This window comes from Edaphosphingomonas haloaromaticamans, assembly GCF_001853345.1.
In the GTDB taxonomy this organism is placed as follows: Bacteria; Pseudomonadota; Alphaproteobacteria; order Sphingomonadales; family Sphingomonadaceae; genus Sphingomonas_E; species Sphingomonas_E fennica.
This window is the reverse complement of the sequence record NZ_MIPT01000001.1, coordinates 3640672-3657350: the sequence shown is the minus strand read 5'-3', so window position 1 is coordinate 3657350 and position 16679 is coordinate 3640672. Positions and strand designations below refer to the sequence as shown.

Below are 16679 nucleotides of genomic sequence, written 5' to 3'. Positions count from 1 at the left end.
GTTTATCCGTTCAACGGGTCGTGGACAGGCGGTAGATCATCACGTGCCGGTAAGGCTTGCCGGGATCGACGCGCGCGGAGATGAAGCCCGGCTGGTTCGGGGCATCGGGGAATTTCTGCGGCTCGAGCGCGATGCCGTCGCCCATGCGGTAGAGATGCCCCTGCTTGCCGACGAACGTGCCGTCGAGGAAATTGCCGGTGTAGAACTGCACGCCCGGCTCGGTGCTGAGCACTTCGAGCACGCGGCCCGAGGATGGGTCCTCCAGCCTGGCGACCAGCTCCGGCGATCGGGTGAGGCCCTTGTCGAGCGCGAAATTATGGTCGTAGCCCTGGCCGAAGCGGATCTGTTCCTCGCGCCCGTCGCGAATGCCGTCCGCGATGCGGCGGGGCGCGCGGAAATCGAACACGGTGCCTTCCACCGGCCGCAGCTCGCCCGTGGGGATGAGGCTGGCGTTGACCGGGGTATAGGCCTTCGCCGGGATGGTCAGCAGATGGCCGGTGGCGCCTTCGGGCGATCCCTCGCCCGCGAGGTTGAAGATCGCGTGGTTCGTCATGTTGACGATGGTGGGCTTGTCCGTCTTCGCCTCGAACGCGATGGTGAGCGCGCCGGTCTCGTCGAGCGAATAGGTGACGGTGGCGTCGAGCTTGCCGGGATAGCCGGCGTCGCCGTCCGGGCTGGTATGCGCGAGCACCAGTGTGGCGACCGGCCCGCTCTTGGCCGAGACGACCTTCCATGCGACCTTGTCGAAGCCCTTGCCGCCGCCGTGCAGCGAATTGGTCTTGTCGTTGAGGGGCAATTGGTAGGACTTGCCGTCGAGCGCGAAGCGGCCGCCGGCGATGCGGTTGGCATAGCGGCCCACCGTCACGCCGAAATAATTGGGATGGTCCACATAGGAGGCGAGATCGTCATAGCCGAGCACCACGTCCGCCGGCTTGCCGGCGCGATCGGGGCCCACCAGCGATTGCAGGGTGGCGCCGTAGGTGAGGACGGTGGCGGCGACGCCGTGGCCGTTCTTCAGCGTGATCGCCTCGATCGCGGTGCCGTCGCCGAGCGTGCCAGCCGGCGCGCGGCTGATTTCGGCCGCCGCCGCCGCCGCCGTGCCCGTCGCCAGCATCGCCGCCAGGCAACCCAACGCCGTCCCCGCCTTGCCCCGCCTTTGCATTCTCGTCCTCCCGGATTATGCGCGCCCATTGACGCATGCTTGCGGCACATATAGTCCGACAAAATAAACAAGCGCAACCCGTGACGGCAATGAACGCAGGCGGGGATCAACTTTGGAGAAGGGTGGCATGGCCGCACCGATAATCACCACCGCAACACCGGCCGGAGAGCCGGGACAGGAGGGCGCAAGCTACGGCCCGGCGCTCACCTTGCTGGCCAGCCTCTTCTTCATGTGGGGCTTCATCACGGTCATCAACAATACGCTGCTGCCGCATCTGCGCAGCGTGTTCGACCTCAGCTATACCCAGACAACAATCATCGAATCCGTCTGGTTCATCGCCTATTTCGTCGCCTCGATCCCGGCGGCGAAGCTGATCGAGCGGATCGGCTACAAGAAGTCGCTGGTCGTCGGCCTCTGCATCATGGCGGCCGGCGCGCTCGGCATGATCCCGGCGGCGCGCATCCCCTCCTACGGCGTCACGCTCGTCGCGCTTTTCGTGATCGCGTGCGGCATCACGCTGCTGCAGGTCGCGGCCAACCCCTATGTCGCCGTGGTCGGCAAGCCGGAAACCGCGTCATCGCGCCTCAACCTGGTGCAGGCGTTCAATTCCTTCGGCACCACGCTGGCGCCGCTGTTCGGCGGCTATCTGATCCTGGGCCGTTCGGCATCGGGCACGGCGGAGGGCGGGGCATCGGTGCTCACCCAGGCGGAACGGCTGGCGGATGCCCAGTCGGTCCAGCTTCCCTATCTGATCGTGGCGGTCGTGCTCGTCATCCTCGCCATCGTCATCGCCCGTTTCCCGCTGCCCGCCATGGGCAGCGCCACCCGGCGCGCGGCCAAGGAGGAGCGCCGGCAGCATTCGTTGTGGCGGCATCGCAACCTCGTGCTCGGCGTGCCGGCGATCTTCATCTATCTGATTGCCGAAATTGGCGTTTCCAACCTGTTCATCAATTTCGTGTCGCAGCCGCAGATCGGCAATCTCACCCATGAGCAGGCGTCGCATTACCTGTTCCTGCTGTGGGGCGGGATGATGGTCGGCCGCTTCATCGGCAGCTTCGCGATGCGCAACGTCGCGCCGGAACGCGCACTGGCCGTCGCCAGCATCGGCGCCTTCGTCGTGATCCTGACGGCGGCGTCCACCACCGGCCATGTCGCGATGTGGGCGCTGATCTCGGTGGGGCTGTTCCATTCGATCATGTTCCCGACCATCTTCACGCTGGGCATTCGCGGCCTCGGCCCGCTGACCGAGGAGGGGTCGGGCCTGCTGGTGATGGCGATCGCCGGCGGCGCGCTGGTGGTCGTGCAGGGCTGGCTGGCGGACAATTACGGCCTGCAGACCTCGTTCCTGCTGACCGCCGCCTGCGAGCTTTACGTCCTCTTCTACGCGCTGTGGGGTTCGCGCCCCACCCACGCGCTGCCCGATCAGCAGATCGGCTGAATTCCCGCCGCCGGCCCGCCAGCCGGCCAAGGGAAAAGGCCCCGCTTCCCTGGTGGAGGCGGGGCCTTCTTGATTCCGGGGCGGGCGGGGAAGATCAATCCTGCATGGAGCTGCGCGTATCCTCCAGCGCCAGATCGACCAGCGCGCGCATCGCATCGCTGGCCGCATCGGCATCGCCGGCGGCGATCGCGTCATAAACGCGGACGTGATCGGGGATCGGGTTGCGGGGGAGGGCGCGGGCGCGCTGCTTGAACTGGGTGGTCCAGTTCACCGCCGCGCCGATGCTGGCGGCGAGCGCCATCAGCGCGTCATTATGCGTGGCGCGCAGGATGGCGTTGTGGAAATCGCGGTCGGCGGCGCGCCCGGCCTCGGTGGCGACGGTGTGCCGCCGCATGGCCGCAAGCGCCTCCTTCATCACCTTGATGTCGGATTTGTCGCGCCGTTCGGCCGCCAGCCGCGCCGCCGCGGGCTCGACGATCGAACGCAGCTCGAACAGGTTGCGGATGAACTCGACGTCCGGCTCCCCGGCGAAGGCCCAGGCCAGCACGTCCGGGTCGAGGAGGTTCCAGCGGTTGCGGGGCAGCACGCGCGTGCCCGCCTTGGGGCGGCTTTCGACCAGGCCCTTGGCGGTCAGCACCTGCACCGCCTCGCGATAGGCGCTGCGGGAGATTTCCAGCTCCTCGGCAAAGGCCACCTCACCCGACAGCGTATCGCCGGGCGCATATTTGCCGGACAGGATCGCCGTGCCCAGCTTGTGCGCCACGGCGCCATGCAGCCGCCGGCCGGGGCCGCGCGTGCTGGCCGCCGGTTTCGCCTCGTCCGCGCCCTTGTCATTCCCCACTTTGGCGTTCCCCATGAATTGCCCCTCCGGCCCGACAATTAACAGCGGCATGCCGATGACGAAACGGCAAACATTGCCATCGCCGTTTCGCTGTAATATGTCGGAGTAATAAGGAGACGCAAATGACCGGTGCAGCCATCTCGTCCGACCGCGCGGAAAGCGGCGGATTCCGTTCCGTTGCCGCTGAGACGGGGCAACCCGAAGGGGAGGCTTTTCCGGTCCATGGCCCCGCCGACGTGGCGGCCGCCTGCGCCGCCGCCGAAGCCGCCTTCGATATCTATCGCGCGACGGGCCGGGAAGAGCGCGCCGCCTTCCTCGAACGAATCGCCGACGAGATCATGGGCATCGGCGACGGCCTGATCGTCGCCGCGATGCGCGAAAGCGGCCTGCCGCGCGCCCGGCTGGAGGGCGAGCGCGGCCGCACCACCGGCCAGCTCCGCCTGTTCGCCAATGTCGTGCGCGCGGGCGCGTGGCTCGGCCTGCGCATCGATCCGGCCCTGCCCGATCGCCAGCCGCTGCCGCGCCCGGATATCCGCCTGCGCATGATCCCGCTGGGGCCGGTGGCCGTGTTCGGCGCGTCCAACTTCCCGCTCGCTTTCTCCACGGCGGGCGGCGATACCGCCTCGGCGCTGGCCGCCGGCTGCCCGGTGGTGGTGAAGGGGCATCCCGCCCATCCCGAGACCGGCGCGCTCGTCGCTGCCGCCATCGCCCGCGCCGTCGCGGCCTCCGGCTTGCCGGAAGGCGTGTTCTCGCACCTCGTCGGCCCCGGCAATGATCTGGGCGCGGCGCTGGTGCAGGACCCGCGCATCGCCGCCGTGGGCTTCACCGGATCGCGCGGCGGCGGCCTGGCGCTGATGAAGCTGGCGCAGGCGCGGCCCGTGCCGATCCCGGTCTATGCGGAAATGTCCAGCATCAACCCCGTCCTGCTGCTGCCCGAGGCGCTGAAGGCGCGCGGGCAGGCGCTGGGCCAGGCCTTTGTCGGCTCGCTGACCATGGGCGCGGGGCAATTCTGCACCAATCCCGGCCTGATTCTGGCGATCGAGGGCGAGGGGCTGGATGCCTTCGTCGCCGCCGCCACGGAAGGGGTGGGCGGCGCGGATGCGCAGGTGATGCTGACGACCGGCATCCACGACGCCTTCGAAAAGGGCACGGCGGCACTTGCCAGCAACGGCAGCGTGGAGACGCTGGCGCGGGGCAGGGAAGGCAATGGCTGCACGCGCGGCCAGGCCGCCTTGTTCCAGACGACGGCATCCGCCTTCCTGGCGGACAAGGCGCTGGGCCACGAGGTGTTCGGCGCGTCCTCGATCATCGTCCGCTGCCGTGACGAGGCGGAGCTTCGCACGGTGCTCGCGGGCCTGGAAGGGCAGCTTACCGCCACGCTCCACATGGATGCGGCGGACGAGGCGATCGCGTCCCGCCTGCTGCCGCTGCTGGAACGCAAGGTCGGCCGCATCCTCGCCAACGGCTGGCCCACGGGCGTCGAGGTCTGCCATGCGATGGTCCATGGCGGGCCGTTCCCGGCAACGTCGGATGCGCGCACCACCTCGGTCGGCAGCCTGGCGATCGATCGCTTCCTGCGGCCGGTGTCCTACCAGAATCTGGCGCAGGCGCTGCTGCCGGCCGAGCTTGGCGACGCGGCGGCGGGCGATGGCGTGCCGCGCCTCGTCGATGGCGTGCTCACCACCGGCTGACCGGATCGGCGGGCGGGCGCCTTCCGCGCGCCTGCCCGCATCGCAGATGTGACGGCGTCCGCAACGGCGGCGCCCTGAAGGGAGAGTTTTTCATGGCATTTCGTCTGCTGCAGCATTGCAGCGCTGAAGGCGTGCGTTCGGTGATCGCCGCGCGCGGCGATGCCGCCGCCTTCGTTCCCGGCGCCACCAGCATCCACGCGCTGGCGCTGCGCGCGATCGGGGAGGGCAGGAGCCTTGCCGATATCGTCGCCGCGCTCGGCACCGGCGACGCGGTGGACATCGCGGCGGAGCTGGCGGCCGGCCGCCTGCTTTCGCCGATCGACCATGAAGATCCCGCTCACCTGATCCTGAGCGGCACGGGCCTCACCCATCTCGGTTCGGCCGAGGGGCGGGACAAGATGCACCGCGAGGCCGCCGCCGCCGCCGCCAAGACCGATTCCATGCGGATGTTCCTGGAAGGGCTGGAAGGCGGCAAGCCCGCGCCCGGCGAGACCGGCCAGCAGCCCGAATGGTTCTACAAGGGCGACGGCTCCCAGCTCGTCGGCCCCGGAGACGCGCTGACCATGCCGGCCTTCGCGCAGGATGGCGGCGAGGAGCCGGAACTGGCCGGCATCTACATCATCGGCCCGGATGGCACGCCCTTCCGCCTCGGCCTCTGCCTCGCCAACGAATTCAGCGATCATGTGACCGAACGGCACAATTATCTGTGGCTGGCCCATTCCAAGCTGCGGCAGGCGGCCCTGGGGCCGGAGCTGCTGGTGGGCGAACTGCCCGATAATGTGGCCGGCGCCAGCCGCATCCTGCGCGATGGCGAGACGCTGTGGGAAAAGCCCTTCCTGTCGGGCGAGGCGAACATGTCGCACAGCTTCGCCAATCTGGAGGCGCATCACTTCAAATATGATCTGTTCCGCCGCCCCGGCGACATTCACGTCCATTTCTACGGCACGGCCACCCTTTCGTTCACCGATGGCGTGCGCACCCGGGAAGGCGACGTGTTCGAGATCGCGGCCGCGCCCTTCACCCTGCCGCTGCGCAACCCGCTGGCGCGCGCCGGCGAGGCGACCGTCATGGTGAAGGCGCTTTGAACATGGACCCCATTCGCATCGCCGTCGTCGGCATGGGCAAGATCGCGCGCGACCAGCATCTGCCCGCGATCGCCGGCAACGGCGCCTTCAGCCTGGCCGCCACCGTCAGCCCGCACGATCCCGGCATGGCCGGCATCCCGCACCATCGCGGGCTGGAGGCGCTGCTGGAGGAAGGGCCGGCGGTGGACGCGGTCGCGCTCTGCACGCCGCCGCAGGTCCGCTACGATCTCGCCGCCATGGCGCTGAAGCGCGGCATCCACGTATTCCTGGAAAAGCCGCCGGGCGCGACGCTGGCCGAGGTGGCGGCGCTCAGCGCGCGGGCCGACAAGGTGGGCGCCACCCTGTTCGCCGGCTGGCATTCGCGCTTCGCCGCCGGCGTCGCCCCGGCGCGCGCATGGCTTGCCGAACGCACGGTGGAGCGGGTTTCGGTCGTCTGGCGGGAGGATGTCCGCGTGTGGCATCCCGGCCAGGCCTGGATCTGGGAACCGGGCGGCCTGGGGGTGTTCGATCCCGGCATCAATGCGCTGTCGATCATCACCCACATCCTGCCGCGCCCCTTCTTCCTGAAATCGGCCACGCTGGTGCTGCCCGAAAACCGGGCGGCGCCGATCGCGGCGGACCTCGAATTCCGCGACACCGCCGGCGCGCCGATCAGCATGGACCTCGACTGGCGCCAGACCGGCCCGCAGAGCTGGGACATCATCGTCGAAACTGATGCCGGCACGCTGAAGCTTTCCAACGGCGGCGCGGTGCTATCGATCCCGAGCGGCACCGAACATAGCGAGGATCACGAATATCCCGGCCTCTATGGCCGCTTCGCCACGCTGATCCGCGGCGGCCGCAGCGATGTCGATACCGATCCGCTGCGCCTGGTGGCCGATGCCTTCCTGCGCGGCCGGCGCGAGATCACCGAACCGTTCCACGATTGAGAATAGAAGGGGGAGAGGAAATGATAGGAACCCTGCGCCGCGCCGCCACCGCGCTGCTGCTGTCCGCCACCGCCATCGCCGCCGCCACGGCCGGCCATGCCGAAGCGGTGAAGCCCGTGACCGTCACGGTCGAGGCGGACAAGCCCGGCCCGGTCTATGACCGCCGCATCTTCACCCAGTTCGCCGAGCATCTCGGCAACGGCATCTATGGCGGCCTGTGGGTGGGCAACGACAAGTCGATCCCCAACACCAACGGCTTCCGCAACGATGTGGTCGCCGCGCTCCGCAACCTCAGCGTGCCCGTGATCCGCTGGCCGGGCGGCTGCTTCGCCGATGAATATCACTGGCGTGAGGGCATCGGCCCGAAGGCCAAGCGGCCGGTGAAGGTGAATACCCATTGGGGCGGGGTGACGGAGCCCAACAGCGTCGGCACGCATGAATTTTTCGAGCTGCTCCGCCAGGTCGGCGCCGAGGCCTATATCGCCGGCAATGTCGGCAACGGCACGCCGCAGGAAATGGCCGAGTGGGTGGAATATATGACCGCGCCGGCCGGCAGCCTTGCGGACGAGCGCGCCAGGAACGGCCATAAGGAGCCGTGGAAGGTCCCCTATTTCGGGGTGGGCAACGAATTGTGGGGCTGCGGCGGCAATATGCGGCCCGAATATGCGGCGGATGTCACCCGCCGCTACGCCACCTTCATCAAGGCGCCCGCCGGCACGCGGATCATGAAGATCGCCGCGGGCGCCAATGTCGACGACTATAATTGGACGGAGACGATGATGCGCGTCGCCGGCAGCCAGCTCGACGCGCTTTCGCTCCATTATTACGTCCACCCCGCCGGTGGCTGGCCGCCGCGCGCGCCGGCCGTCGACTTCGACGAATCCGGCTGGGCCGATGCGCTGGCCGGCGCGCTGCACATGGAGGATCTGATCGCCAGGCACACCGCGATTATGGACAAATATGATCCGCAGAAGCGCGTGTGGCTGGCCGTCGATGAATGGGGCGCCTGGTATGCCCAGGATCCAGGCACGCATCCCGGCTTCCTGCGCCAGCAGAACACGCTGCGCGATGCGCTGATCGCGTCGATCCACCTGGATATCTTCGCCAGGCATGCCGATCGCGTGAAGATGACCGCCATCGCCCAGATGGTGAACGTGCTGCAGGCGATGATCCTGACCGAAGGCAACAAGATGGTGCTGACCCCCACCTATCATGTCTTCGAGATGTACAAGCCCTATCAGGACGCCACCGTGCTGCCGGTCAGCATCGATGCGCCCTGGTATGCCAAGGACAAGTGGACGATGCCGGCCGTCAGCGGATCGGCGGTGCGCGCCAGGGACGGCAAGGTCCATGTCGGCCTGTCCAACCTCGATCCCAACCAGCCCCACACGGTGACGGTGAAGTTCGACGGCCTGGCCGCGCAGGGCGTTTCCGGCCGCATCCTCACCGCGCCGGCGATCAATTCGCACAACAGCTTCGACGCGCCCGATGTGGTGCGTCCGGCCGCCTTCACCGGCGCCCGGATCGAAGGCGGCGTGCTGACCGTCGATCTGCCGGCCAAGTCGGTGGTGATGCTCGACCTGCAATGAACGGCCGCCGGCCGGGCGCACCGGCCGGCAAGCCCCATCGCCTATCGGGGAGGAGAGGATGAGGAAGTTCGCGACAGCGGCGCTGGCGGCGGCGGGCATCGCCGCGCTGGCGCTAAGCGGGGCCGCCCCGGCGCAGCAGGCCGAGGGCGGGGAGGCGACGCTCAACAGCCGGCTGACCGGCGATCTGGTGCCGACGCATGATCCGGTGATCATCCGCGAAGGCGATACCTATCATGTCTTCGGCACCGGCAATGGCGGCCGCTACATCGAAACCCGCACCTCGCGGGATCTGGTCCACTGGACGGCGGGCGCCCCGCTGTTCGATACCATCCCGGCCTGGGCGAAGGCGGCGGTGCCGGGCACCGACGGCATGTGGGCGCCGGACATCAGCCATGTGAACGGCCGCTACCGGCTTTATTATTCGGTCTCCACCTTCGGATCGAACCGCTCGGCCATCGGCCTGTTCACCAGCCCGACGCTCGATCCCAAGGCGCCCGGCTATGGCTGGCGGGACGAGGGGCTGGTGGTGATGTCCACGCCGGCCGACGACTTCAACGCCATCGATCCCAATTTCATCATCGATCGGGAGGGGCGGCACTGGCTGTCCTTCGGCAGCTTCTGGAGCGGGATCAAGCTGGTCGAGCTCGATCCGAAGACGGGCAAGCCGCTGAAGCCGGATGCGAAGCCTCTGTCGATCGCCCGCCGCCCGGCGCCGGCCGGCGGCCCGGCCCCGGTGGAGGCGCCCTTCATCGTCGATCATGGCGGCTATTACTGGCTGATCCTGTCCTACGATTATTGCTGCAAGGGCGTGAACAGCACCTATTACACGGTGATCGGCCGATCGAAGGCGATCACCGGCCCCTATCTGGGCAAGGACGGCAGCGCGCTGATGGAGGGCGGGGGAACGATCTTCCTGCGCGCCGACCTGCGGGAGCAGCAGCGCTTCCGCGGCCCCGGCCATGCCGGCTGGCTGCATGACGCGGACGGCAGGGACTATGTCGTCTACCACGCTTATGATCGCCAGAATAAGGGCGCGCCCACGCTCAGGATCGCGCCGGTCCGCTGGGGCGCGGATGGCTGGCCGGTCGCCGAATATTGATGCGCCGGGCGGCCCGCCGCCGCCCGATGCTTTCTGATAAGCGCCGCCTTTTTCCGGGGCGGCATCGGGAGGAATGTCCATGAACCTGATCTTGTCCCGCCGTGGCTTCATCGCCGGCACGGCCGCGCTTTCCGCGGTGCCGGCGATCGCGCGCGCCGCTTCTTCGGAGGCGCCGGCCGCCGTGCCCGTGAACCCGCTGGTCCGCCAGCGCGCCGATGCGCAGGTCTTCCGCCACGAGGATGGCTGGTATTACCTGACCGGGTCGGTGCCGGAATATGACCGGCTGGTGCTGCGGCGGTCCCGCACCTTGGCGGGGCTGGCGACGGCGGAGGAGCGGGTGCTGTGGCGCCATCTTCCCAGCGGGCCGCTGTCCGGCTTCATCTGGGCGCCGGAACTGCACCTGATCGACGGGCGCTGGATCATGTATTTCGCCGCCGGCCCCAGCGGCGGCGGCGAGGATGTGTTCCGCATCCGCACCTATGCGATCGTCTGCGACGGGCCGGACCCGATGACGGGCGGCTGGTCGGTGCTCGGCCAGTTCCAGGCGCCGTGGGACAGCTTCAACCTCGATTCCACCGTGTTCGAGCATCGCGGCACCCGCTATTTCGTATGGGCGCAGCGCGAGCCGGGGATCGAGACCAATTCCAACCTCTATATCGCGCCGCTGGCGACTCCGCTGACCCTGGCGGCGAAGCCCACGCGCCTCACCGTGCCGACGCTCGACTGGGAGGTGCGGGGCTTCAAGGTGGCCGAGGCGCCGGCCATCCTCGCCCGCAACGGGCGGCTGTTCATGACCTATTCGGCGAGCGCGACCGACGCGCGCTATTGCCTGGGCCTGCTCACCGCCGATGCCGATGCGGATATCATGGATGCCCGCGCCTGGGCGAAATCGCCCGAGCCGGTGTTCGTCACTTCGGAAGCGACCGGGGTCTATGGTCCCGGCCACAACAGCTTCACCGTCGACGAGGAAGGGCGCGACATCCTCGTCTATCACGGGCGCGATTATGAGGCGATCAGCGGCGATCCGCTGTTCGATCCCAACCGCCACACCCGTATCCAGCGGCTCTATTACCGGGCGGACGGCACGCCCGATTTCGGCATACCCGTCGGCAACGGCCCCTTGCCCGATCGGCTGTCGCCCGCCGATCGCCGGGAATCGCACCTGGTGCACGATGGCGCCCGCCTGTTCGTTGGCGAAGGGGCATTGCCCGCGACCCAGTTCCGCCAGTCGCCCGCGCGGGTCGCCGGCAGCGTCACGCTGAGCCCGATCGATATGCCGGACTATTGCATCGCCATAGGGCCGGACGGCGCGGCTCGCCTCGAAAAAGCGGGGGCGGATGCCGCTTTCCTGCGCAGGAGCAGCTTCGTCCGTCGCCCGGTTCCGGGTGGCGCGGTGCGCTTTACTCCCGTGGGCGGCGCCGATAAGGCGCTCGCCCATCGCGACGGCGCGCTCGTGCTGGCGTCCGCCGGCGACGCCGCTTCCGCCTGGGTGCTGGGATAAGCGACGCACACGACTCGATAAGTCGGACTTGTGCGGTCATCCGGGCCGCATTCGGAGACTGGATCAAGCGATGATGGAGGCGCGGTCAATCCCTGCGGATCGGCGCGTCTCCCGCCCTCGCCTGTCCGCCGGACGGGCGGCGTATCCGAAAAATAATGAATAATAACAGCATATTGAGCGAAGTGTGTCGCGCTTGCCACGCTGGCTTGCCGGGTGACATCCATTCGCAACTTTGCCCTTGCGCTGCCCCGGTGTCGGAAATAAGTAGTCGGAGTTAATAAGCGGCGCGGCAAGTCGCCGGCCGAGGGGAGGGGTGAGATGGCTTTCAAGCCGATTGTCATGTGTTCCGTGTCCATTTTCTCGCTGATGGCGGGCACTGCGGCCTATGCCCAGGTCGATGCCGCGCCGGCCGCCCAGCAGGGTGATGCCGCGAGCAATGAGGACATCGTCGTCACCGGCGTCCGCGCCTCCATCGTCGGCGCGCTCAACGTCCGCAAGGAATCGATCCAGATCGTCGACTCGATCGTCGCGGAGGACGTCGGCAAGCTGCCCGACAATAATGTCGTTGAGGCGCTCCAGCGCGTCACCGGCGTCCAGGTCACCGATCGCGGCGGCGGCGAGGCCGCGACCGTCACGATCCGCGGCCTCGCCGATCCGCTGACCACGCTCAACGGCCGCAACGTCTTCACCGCGGCCGGCCAGTCCTTCGCGCTGCAGGATGTCTCGGCCAACCTCGTCAGGCAGGTCGACGTCTACAAGACCCGGTCGGCCGACCAGATCGAGACCGGCCTTGCCGGCCAGATCGACGTCAAGACCCGCCGTCCGTTCGATTTCGACGGCTTCGCCATCTCGGGCCTCGCGCGCGGCATCTATAACGAGCAGGCCGATACCTATAATCCCAACGTCGCGCTGCTCGTCAGCGATCGCTGGGAAACCGGCATCGGCGATATCGGCGTGCTGGTGAACGGTTCGTGGAGCCGCACCAAATATCGCAACATGTCGACCACGGCCGGCGCCATGGTGCCGTTCCTGACCGACGGCAACCTGCCGGGCGTGACGACCAGCAATATGCCCGGCGCCTGCCCGCAGGGCGCGCCCTGGGTGCCCTATGAGCGCCTGCAGCCCACCGATTGCCGCGTGGTTTCGCCCACCAACCCGAACGGCAATATCTGGACGCCCGGCACCAATTCCGGCCTTCCCACGGGGGCGGGGTCCACGCTGGACATCAACGGGCAGGAAACGCCCTATGTCCTGTCGCGCGACGCGGTCTTCAGCTCGGATCTCTACGGCAAGCGCGAACGCCCGTCGGTCAACGCCGCCGTGCAGTGGGCGCCGAACAGCAGCTCCGTCTACACCGCCGAGGTCTTCTATTCCGGTTTCCGGGGCAACACCTTCAACTCGCTGCAGTTCAGCTTCGTCGACTGGTGGGGCAATCCGGGCGCGGTCGAGCTTTATGACGGCACCAACATCGTCAAGGCGCGCACCGTGGACGATGTCTACGGCTTCAACAGCGGCGATTATGCCACCAACAAGACCGACAGCTTCGTCTATGCCCTGAACGGCCAGTGGGATCTTGGCGATCGCGGCAAGATCATCGGTGACGTCGCCTACCAGACGAGCACCAACAAGACCTCGTTCATCGCGATGCGCACCGATCGCGTGGCGCAGCAGATCACGGCGGATTTCAACGCCGGCGGCGGCGTCCCCTCCTATCACTTCGACGACGATTCCCTGCTGACCGATCCCAGCGTGTGGAACGTCGCCCAGCTTTACGACAATGCCGACAAGAACAAGGGCAGCGCCGTCACGCTGACTCTCGACGGCTATTACACCTGGGACGAAGGCTTCCTGCGCCGGGTCAAGGCGGGCGTGCGCTATGACGACCGCAAGGCTTCCAGCTTCACCCGCACGCAGGACGCGAACAATCTGGGCGCGCCGCTTTCGTCGCTGGGCGAGGACGCGCAGTTCACCAATTCCGGCTTCTTCGACGGCCGCGCCGACGTGCCGACCAGCTGGACGCTGGCCAACGGCTACTGGCTGCACAGCAATGCGGATTATGTGCGCGGTCTCTACGGCCTGCCGACCAGCGGCCAGCTCTCGCTCGATCGCGTCTTCGACATCGATGAAACGACGATGTCGGCCTATGTGATGGCGGACGGCGAAGTCTCGATCCTCGGCCGCCCGCTCCAGCTGGAAGGCGGCGTCCGCTTCGTCGCGGTGAGCACCAAGTCCAACTTCTTCAACCGCCTGGCGGACGGCGAGCTGACCCGTGCCGGCAATTCGGCCGAGAAGTTCCTGCCGAGCTTCACCGCGCGCTACGAGATCACGCCCAGGCTGCGCCTGCGCTTCAACTATGGCGAAACGCTGCGGCGTCCGAACTTCACCGATATCAACCCGAACTATTCGCTCACCGGCGATCTCACCAATGTCGGCTATGGCAGCGGCACGGCCGGCACAGCGAACCTGAAGCCCACGCATTCGAAGAATTACGACCTCGCGCTCGAATGGTATTTCGAACGCAACAGCGCGATCTACGTCACCGGCTTCCGGCGCGAGATCAACGGCCTGGTCGTGCCGCTGACGGTGATGGAGCATATCCCGGACAACGATATCGTTGCCGGCGCGACCGACAATTTCGCGATCACCCGGCCGGTCAATGCTTCGGATGGCGTGCTGAAGGGCGTGGAAGTGGGGCTTACCTACTATCCGAACTATCTGCCCGGCATCCTCGACGGCCTCGGCTTCCAGGGCAGCCTGACGGTTCTCGATTCGAACCAGACGATCCCGGAAACGGATTCCGCCGGCAACATCACGGGCGAAACCCAGTCGCAATTCTTCAACGTGTCGAAGCTGTCGTACAACACGACGCTGGCTTACGATAAGGGGCCGTTCAACGCCCGCTTGTCCTACATCTGGCGCAAGGGCTTCCTGCACAACAACGAGGCGCGGCTCTTCGCCAACCCGATCGGCATCTGGTACAAGCCGGAATCGAGCCTCGACCTGCAGCTCACCTGGAACGTCACCGACAATATCGGCGTGACCTTCGATGCGGTGAACCTGCTCAAGTCGAAGCAGCAGAGTTACTACAAATACGGCAATGCCGGGGATTCCGAGAAGTATAATCTCGGCACCCTGCTGCTGGCGCGCACCTTCGCGCTGGGTGCCCGCTTCAGCTTCTGACCTCTGTTCCCCTGGGATGCGGCCTCTCCTTGCCGCATCCCGCATATGGCGGCCGTTCCGGGATCCCTCTCCTACGTCCCCGGGGCGGCCGCCGAATTTTCGAGCGAGGATGGCGGATGCGCGCATGGCTCCGGATGCTGCTGGCGGGCGCGGCGCTCGCTGCGACGGCGGCGGCCGCGCCCCCCGGCCCGGCGATGGATACGCACGCCATCGCGGTGCAGCGCTTCGGCAATGATGCGCCCTGGTATGAAGGCCGCATTCCCTTCTTCGAATCCGCCGATCCGCAGATCGATGCGGTCTATTATTATCGCTGGTCGCTGTTCCGCGCCCACCAGCGCGACCTCGGCGCCGAAGGCTATATCTCCACCGAATTCCTCGACGATGTCGATTGGCAGCGCCATCCCTTCGCCAGCCTCAACGACGCCACCGGCTTCCACCTGGCGGAAGGGCGCTGGCTGAACGATCGCCGCTATGCCGGCGATTATGTGGATTTCATGTATCGCGGCGGCAACGACCGCCACTTCACCGATCATATGGCGGATTCGGTCTATGGCCGCTTCCTGGTCGATGGCGATCGCGAGGCCGCGCTGCGCCATCTGGCGGTGATGCGCCACATCTATCGCCTGTGGGACGAGAAGTTCGATTTCGCGAAGGGCCTCTATTTCGTCGAGCCGCTGCTGGACGCGACCGAATATACCGTCTCCTCGATCGATGCGTCGGGCGGGGAGGACGGGTTTCGCGGCGGCGATTCCTTCCGGCCCTCGGTCAACGTCTATATGTTCGCCAATGCCCGTGCGCTGGCGAGGCTCTCCGAAATGGCCGGCGACGAGGCGATGGCCGGCGAGTTCCGGGAGCGGGCGGACGCGCTTCGGGCGCGGGTGCTCGATGCGCTGTGGAGCCCCGATCTCGCCCATTTCGTCGATCGCTACCAGGTCGATAACGATCATGTGAAATATTGGTCGCCGATCCGCAATCGCGAGCTGGTCGGCTATCTGCCCTGGATGTTCGATCTGCCGCCGGACGAGGCCCGCTATGCGGCGGCCTGGCGCCATCTGCTCGATCCCGCATCGCTGGCGGGCAAGGCGGGCATGCGCACCGTCGAGGCGTCCTACCCATATTATATGCGCCAGTATCGCTATCTGGGCAGCGCGCCGGAATGCCAGTGGAACGGCCCGGTCTGGCCTTATCAGACCACCCAGGTGCTGACGGGCATGGCCAACCTGCTGGATCATTATCGCGATCACGGCCCGGTCACGCGCGGCGACTATATGCGCCTGCTGCGCCAATATACCGCGCTTCACTATCAGGGCGCCGGGAAGGACCGCCGCCTCGATCTGGAGGAGGATTATCATCCCGAGACCGGCCGGCCGATCGTCGGGCTCGATCGCAGCCACCATTATTTCCATTCGGGCTATGTCGATCTGATCCTCACCGGCCTCGTCGGCATCCGCCCGCGCGCGGACGATATGCTGGAGCTGAACCCGCTGCTGCCGGACGCGGGCGATGCCCAGGCCCTCCCCTGGTTCCGCGTGCAGGACGTGCCCTATCACGGCCATCGCATCGCGGTGACCTGGGATCAGGACGGCAGCCATTATGGCCGTGGTCCGGGGCTGGCGCTGGAGGTCGATGGCCGGGAGGTCGCCCGGCGCGCCACGATCGGTCGCCTCGCCGTGCCGGTGCCCCGCGCGCCGGCCCCGTCCTATGCGCGTCCGGTCAACCGCGCCGTCCAGCTCGTCCGGGGCAATTTCCCCAGGGGCGAGGCATCGAGCAACACCGATCCCGAAAATGTCCATGACGCGATCGACGGGCGGCTGTGGTTCTTTCCGGAACTGCCCAACGGCTGGTCGTCCGCGCCTGCGGGGGGCGAGCAATGGTATGCCGTCGATCTCGGCAGGCCGATGCGCCTGTCGCGGGCCGAGCTCGCCTTCTTCGCCGATGGCAAGGGCTTCGACGTGCCCGAGCGTTATCGCATCCAGGCCTGGACCGGGCAGGGCTGGCGCGATCTCGCCGCGCCCGCCGGCCGGCCGGTCGCCAACGGCGTGACCCATGTCCGCTGGCCCGCCGCCGCCGTCAGCAAGGTCCGCCTCCTGATGCGCCAGCGGCCGGGCCGGGCCGTCAGGCTCGTGGAGCTGAAGCTCTACGAACCTGATTGAGGCGCCCGCGC

Annotated in this window: 11 protein-coding genes; 9 read left to right on the top strand and 2 right to left on the bottom strand. The window is 67.4% G+C overall.

Annotation, left to right across the window (positions count from 1 at the left end; all coding sequences use genetic code 11):
- Positions 1 to 10: 10 nt before the first annotated feature.
- Entirely contained in the window at positions 11 to 1114 is a 1104-nt protein-coding gene (locus BHE75_RS16935; RefSeq protein ID WP_438830629.1) for an aldose epimerase family protein, read from the bottom strand.
- A gap of 175 nt (positions 1115 to 1289) precedes the next feature.
- Between BHE75_RS16935 and BHE75_RS16930 the strand changes: the two genes are divergently transcribed.
- Positions 1290 to 2600 (top strand): sugar MFS transporter, encoded by a 1311-nt coding sequence (locus BHE75_RS16930; RefSeq protein WP_015458034.1) that lies wholly within the window; start codon positions 1290 to 1292, stop codon positions 2598 to 2600.
- Between the two features lie 94 nt (positions 2601 to 2694).
- Here BHE75_RS16930 and BHE75_RS16925 read toward each other — a convergent pair whose 3' ends face one another.
- On the bottom strand, positions 2695 to 3456 hold the full coding sequence (locus BHE75_RS16925) for a FadR/GntR family transcriptional regulator (protein WP_015458033.1): 762 nt from the start codon (positions 3454 to 3456) through the stop codon (positions 2695 to 2697).
- Positions 3457 to 3563: 107 nt separating this feature from the next.
- On the opposite strand from BHE75_RS16925, the gene BHE75_RS16920 reads away from it, so the two are divergent.
- The 8 genes from BHE75_RS16920 (at position 3564) to BHE75_RS16885 (ending at position 16668) form a co-directional block, all read left to right on the top strand.
- Complete coding sequence (locus BHE75_RS16920; RefSeq protein WP_070934560.1) at positions 3564 to 5132, top strand: aldehyde dehydrogenase (NADP(+)); 1569 nt, start codon at positions 3564 to 3566, stop codon at positions 5130 to 5132.
- Between the two features lie 92 nt (positions 5133 to 5224).
- Positions 5225 to 6217, top strand: a complete 993-nt coding sequence (araD1, locus tag BHE75_RS16915) for an AraD1 family protein (RefSeq protein WP_070934559.1) — start codon at positions 5225 to 5227, stop codon at positions 6215 to 6217.
- A gap of 2 nt (positions 6218 to 6219) precedes the next feature.
- Positions 6220 to 7146: a Gfo/Idh/MocA family protein gene (locus tag BHE75_RS16910; RefSeq protein WP_070934558.1), complete on the top strand. Its 927-nt coding sequence runs from the start codon at positions 6220 to 6222 to the stop codon at positions 7144 to 7146.
- Positions 7147 to 7166: 20 nt separating this feature from the next.
- On the top strand, positions 7167 to 8735 hold the full coding sequence (locus BHE75_RS16905) for an alpha-N-arabinofuranosidase (protein ID WP_070934557.1): 1569 nt from the start codon (positions 7167 to 7169) through the stop codon (positions 8733 to 8735).
- A 58-nt stretch (positions 8736 to 8793) separates the two neighbouring features.
- Positions 8794 to 9834, top strand: a complete 1041-nt coding sequence (locus tag BHE75_RS16900; protein ID WP_070934556.1) for an arabinan endo-1,5-alpha-L-arabinosidase — start codon at positions 8794 to 8796, stop codon at positions 9832 to 9834.
- Between the two features lie 79 nt (positions 9835 to 9913).
- Positions 9914 to 11335 carry a family 43 glycosylhydrolase gene (locus tag BHE75_RS16895; protein ID WP_070934555.1) on the top strand — a complete coding sequence of 474 codons (1422 nt, stop codon included), beginning with the start codon at positions 9914 to 9916 and terminating at the stop codon, positions 11333 to 11335.
- Positions 11336 to 11653: 318 nt separating this feature from the next.
- Positions 11654 to 14515 carry a TonB-dependent receptor gene (locus tag BHE75_RS16890; RefSeq protein ID WP_070934554.1) on the top strand — a complete coding sequence of 954 codons (2862 nt, stop codon included), beginning with the start codon at positions 11654 to 11656 and terminating at the stop codon, positions 14513 to 14515.
- Positions 14516 to 14631: 116 nt separating this feature from the next.
- Complete coding sequence (locus BHE75_RS16885; protein ID WP_070934553.1) at positions 14632 to 16668, top strand: MGH1-like glycoside hydrolase domain-containing protein; 2037 nt, start codon at positions 14632 to 14634, stop codon at positions 16666 to 16668.
- The last annotated feature ends 11 nt before the right edge of the window (positions 16669 to 16679 follow it).

Bases quoted from the DNA above. Each gene is read 5' to 3' on its own strand.
- BHE75_RS16925 (WP_015458033.1), bottom strand. From the start codon at position 3,456: ATGGGGAACGCCAAAGTGGGGAATGACAAGGGCGCGGACGAGGCGAAA.
- BHE75_RS16890 (WP_070934554.1), top strand. From the start codon at position 11,654: ATGGCTTTCAAGCCGATTGTCATGTGTTCCGTGTCCATTTTCTCGCTG.
- araD1 (WP_070934559.1), top strand. From the start codon at position 5,225: ATGGCATTTCGTCTGCTGCAGCATTGCAGCGCTGAAGGCGTGCGTTCG.
- BHE75_RS16895 (WP_070934555.1), top strand. From the start codon at position 9,914: ATGAACCTGATCTTGTCCCGCCGTGGCTTCATCGCCGGCACGGCCGCG.
- BHE75_RS16930 (WP_015458034.1), top strand. From the start codon at position 1,290: ATGGCCGCACCGATAATCACCACCGCAACACCGGCCGGAGAGCCGGGA.
- BHE75_RS16935 (WP_438830629.1), bottom strand. From the start codon at position 1,114: ATGCTGGCGACGGGCACGGCGGCGGCGGCGGCGGCCGAAATCAGCCGC.
- BHE75_RS16910 (WP_070934558.1), top strand. From the start codon at position 6,220: ATGGACCCCATTCGCATCGCCGTCGTCGGCATGGGCAAGATCGCGCGC.
- BHE75_RS16885 (WP_070934553.1), top strand. From the start codon at position 14,632: ATGCGCGCATGGCTCCGGATGCTGCTGGCGGGCGCGGCGCTCGCTGCG.
- BHE75_RS16920 (WP_070934560.1), top strand. From the start codon at position 3,564: ATGACCGGTGCAGCCATCTCGTCCGACCGCGCGGAAAGCGGCGGATTC.
- BHE75_RS16905 (WP_070934557.1), top strand. From the start codon at position 7,167: ATGATAGGAACCCTGCGCCGCGCCGCCACCGCGCTGCTGCTGTCCGCC.
- BHE75_RS16900 (WP_070934556.1), top strand. From the start codon at position 8,794: ATGAGGAAGTTCGCGACAGCGGCGCTGGCGGCGGCGGGCATCGCCGCG.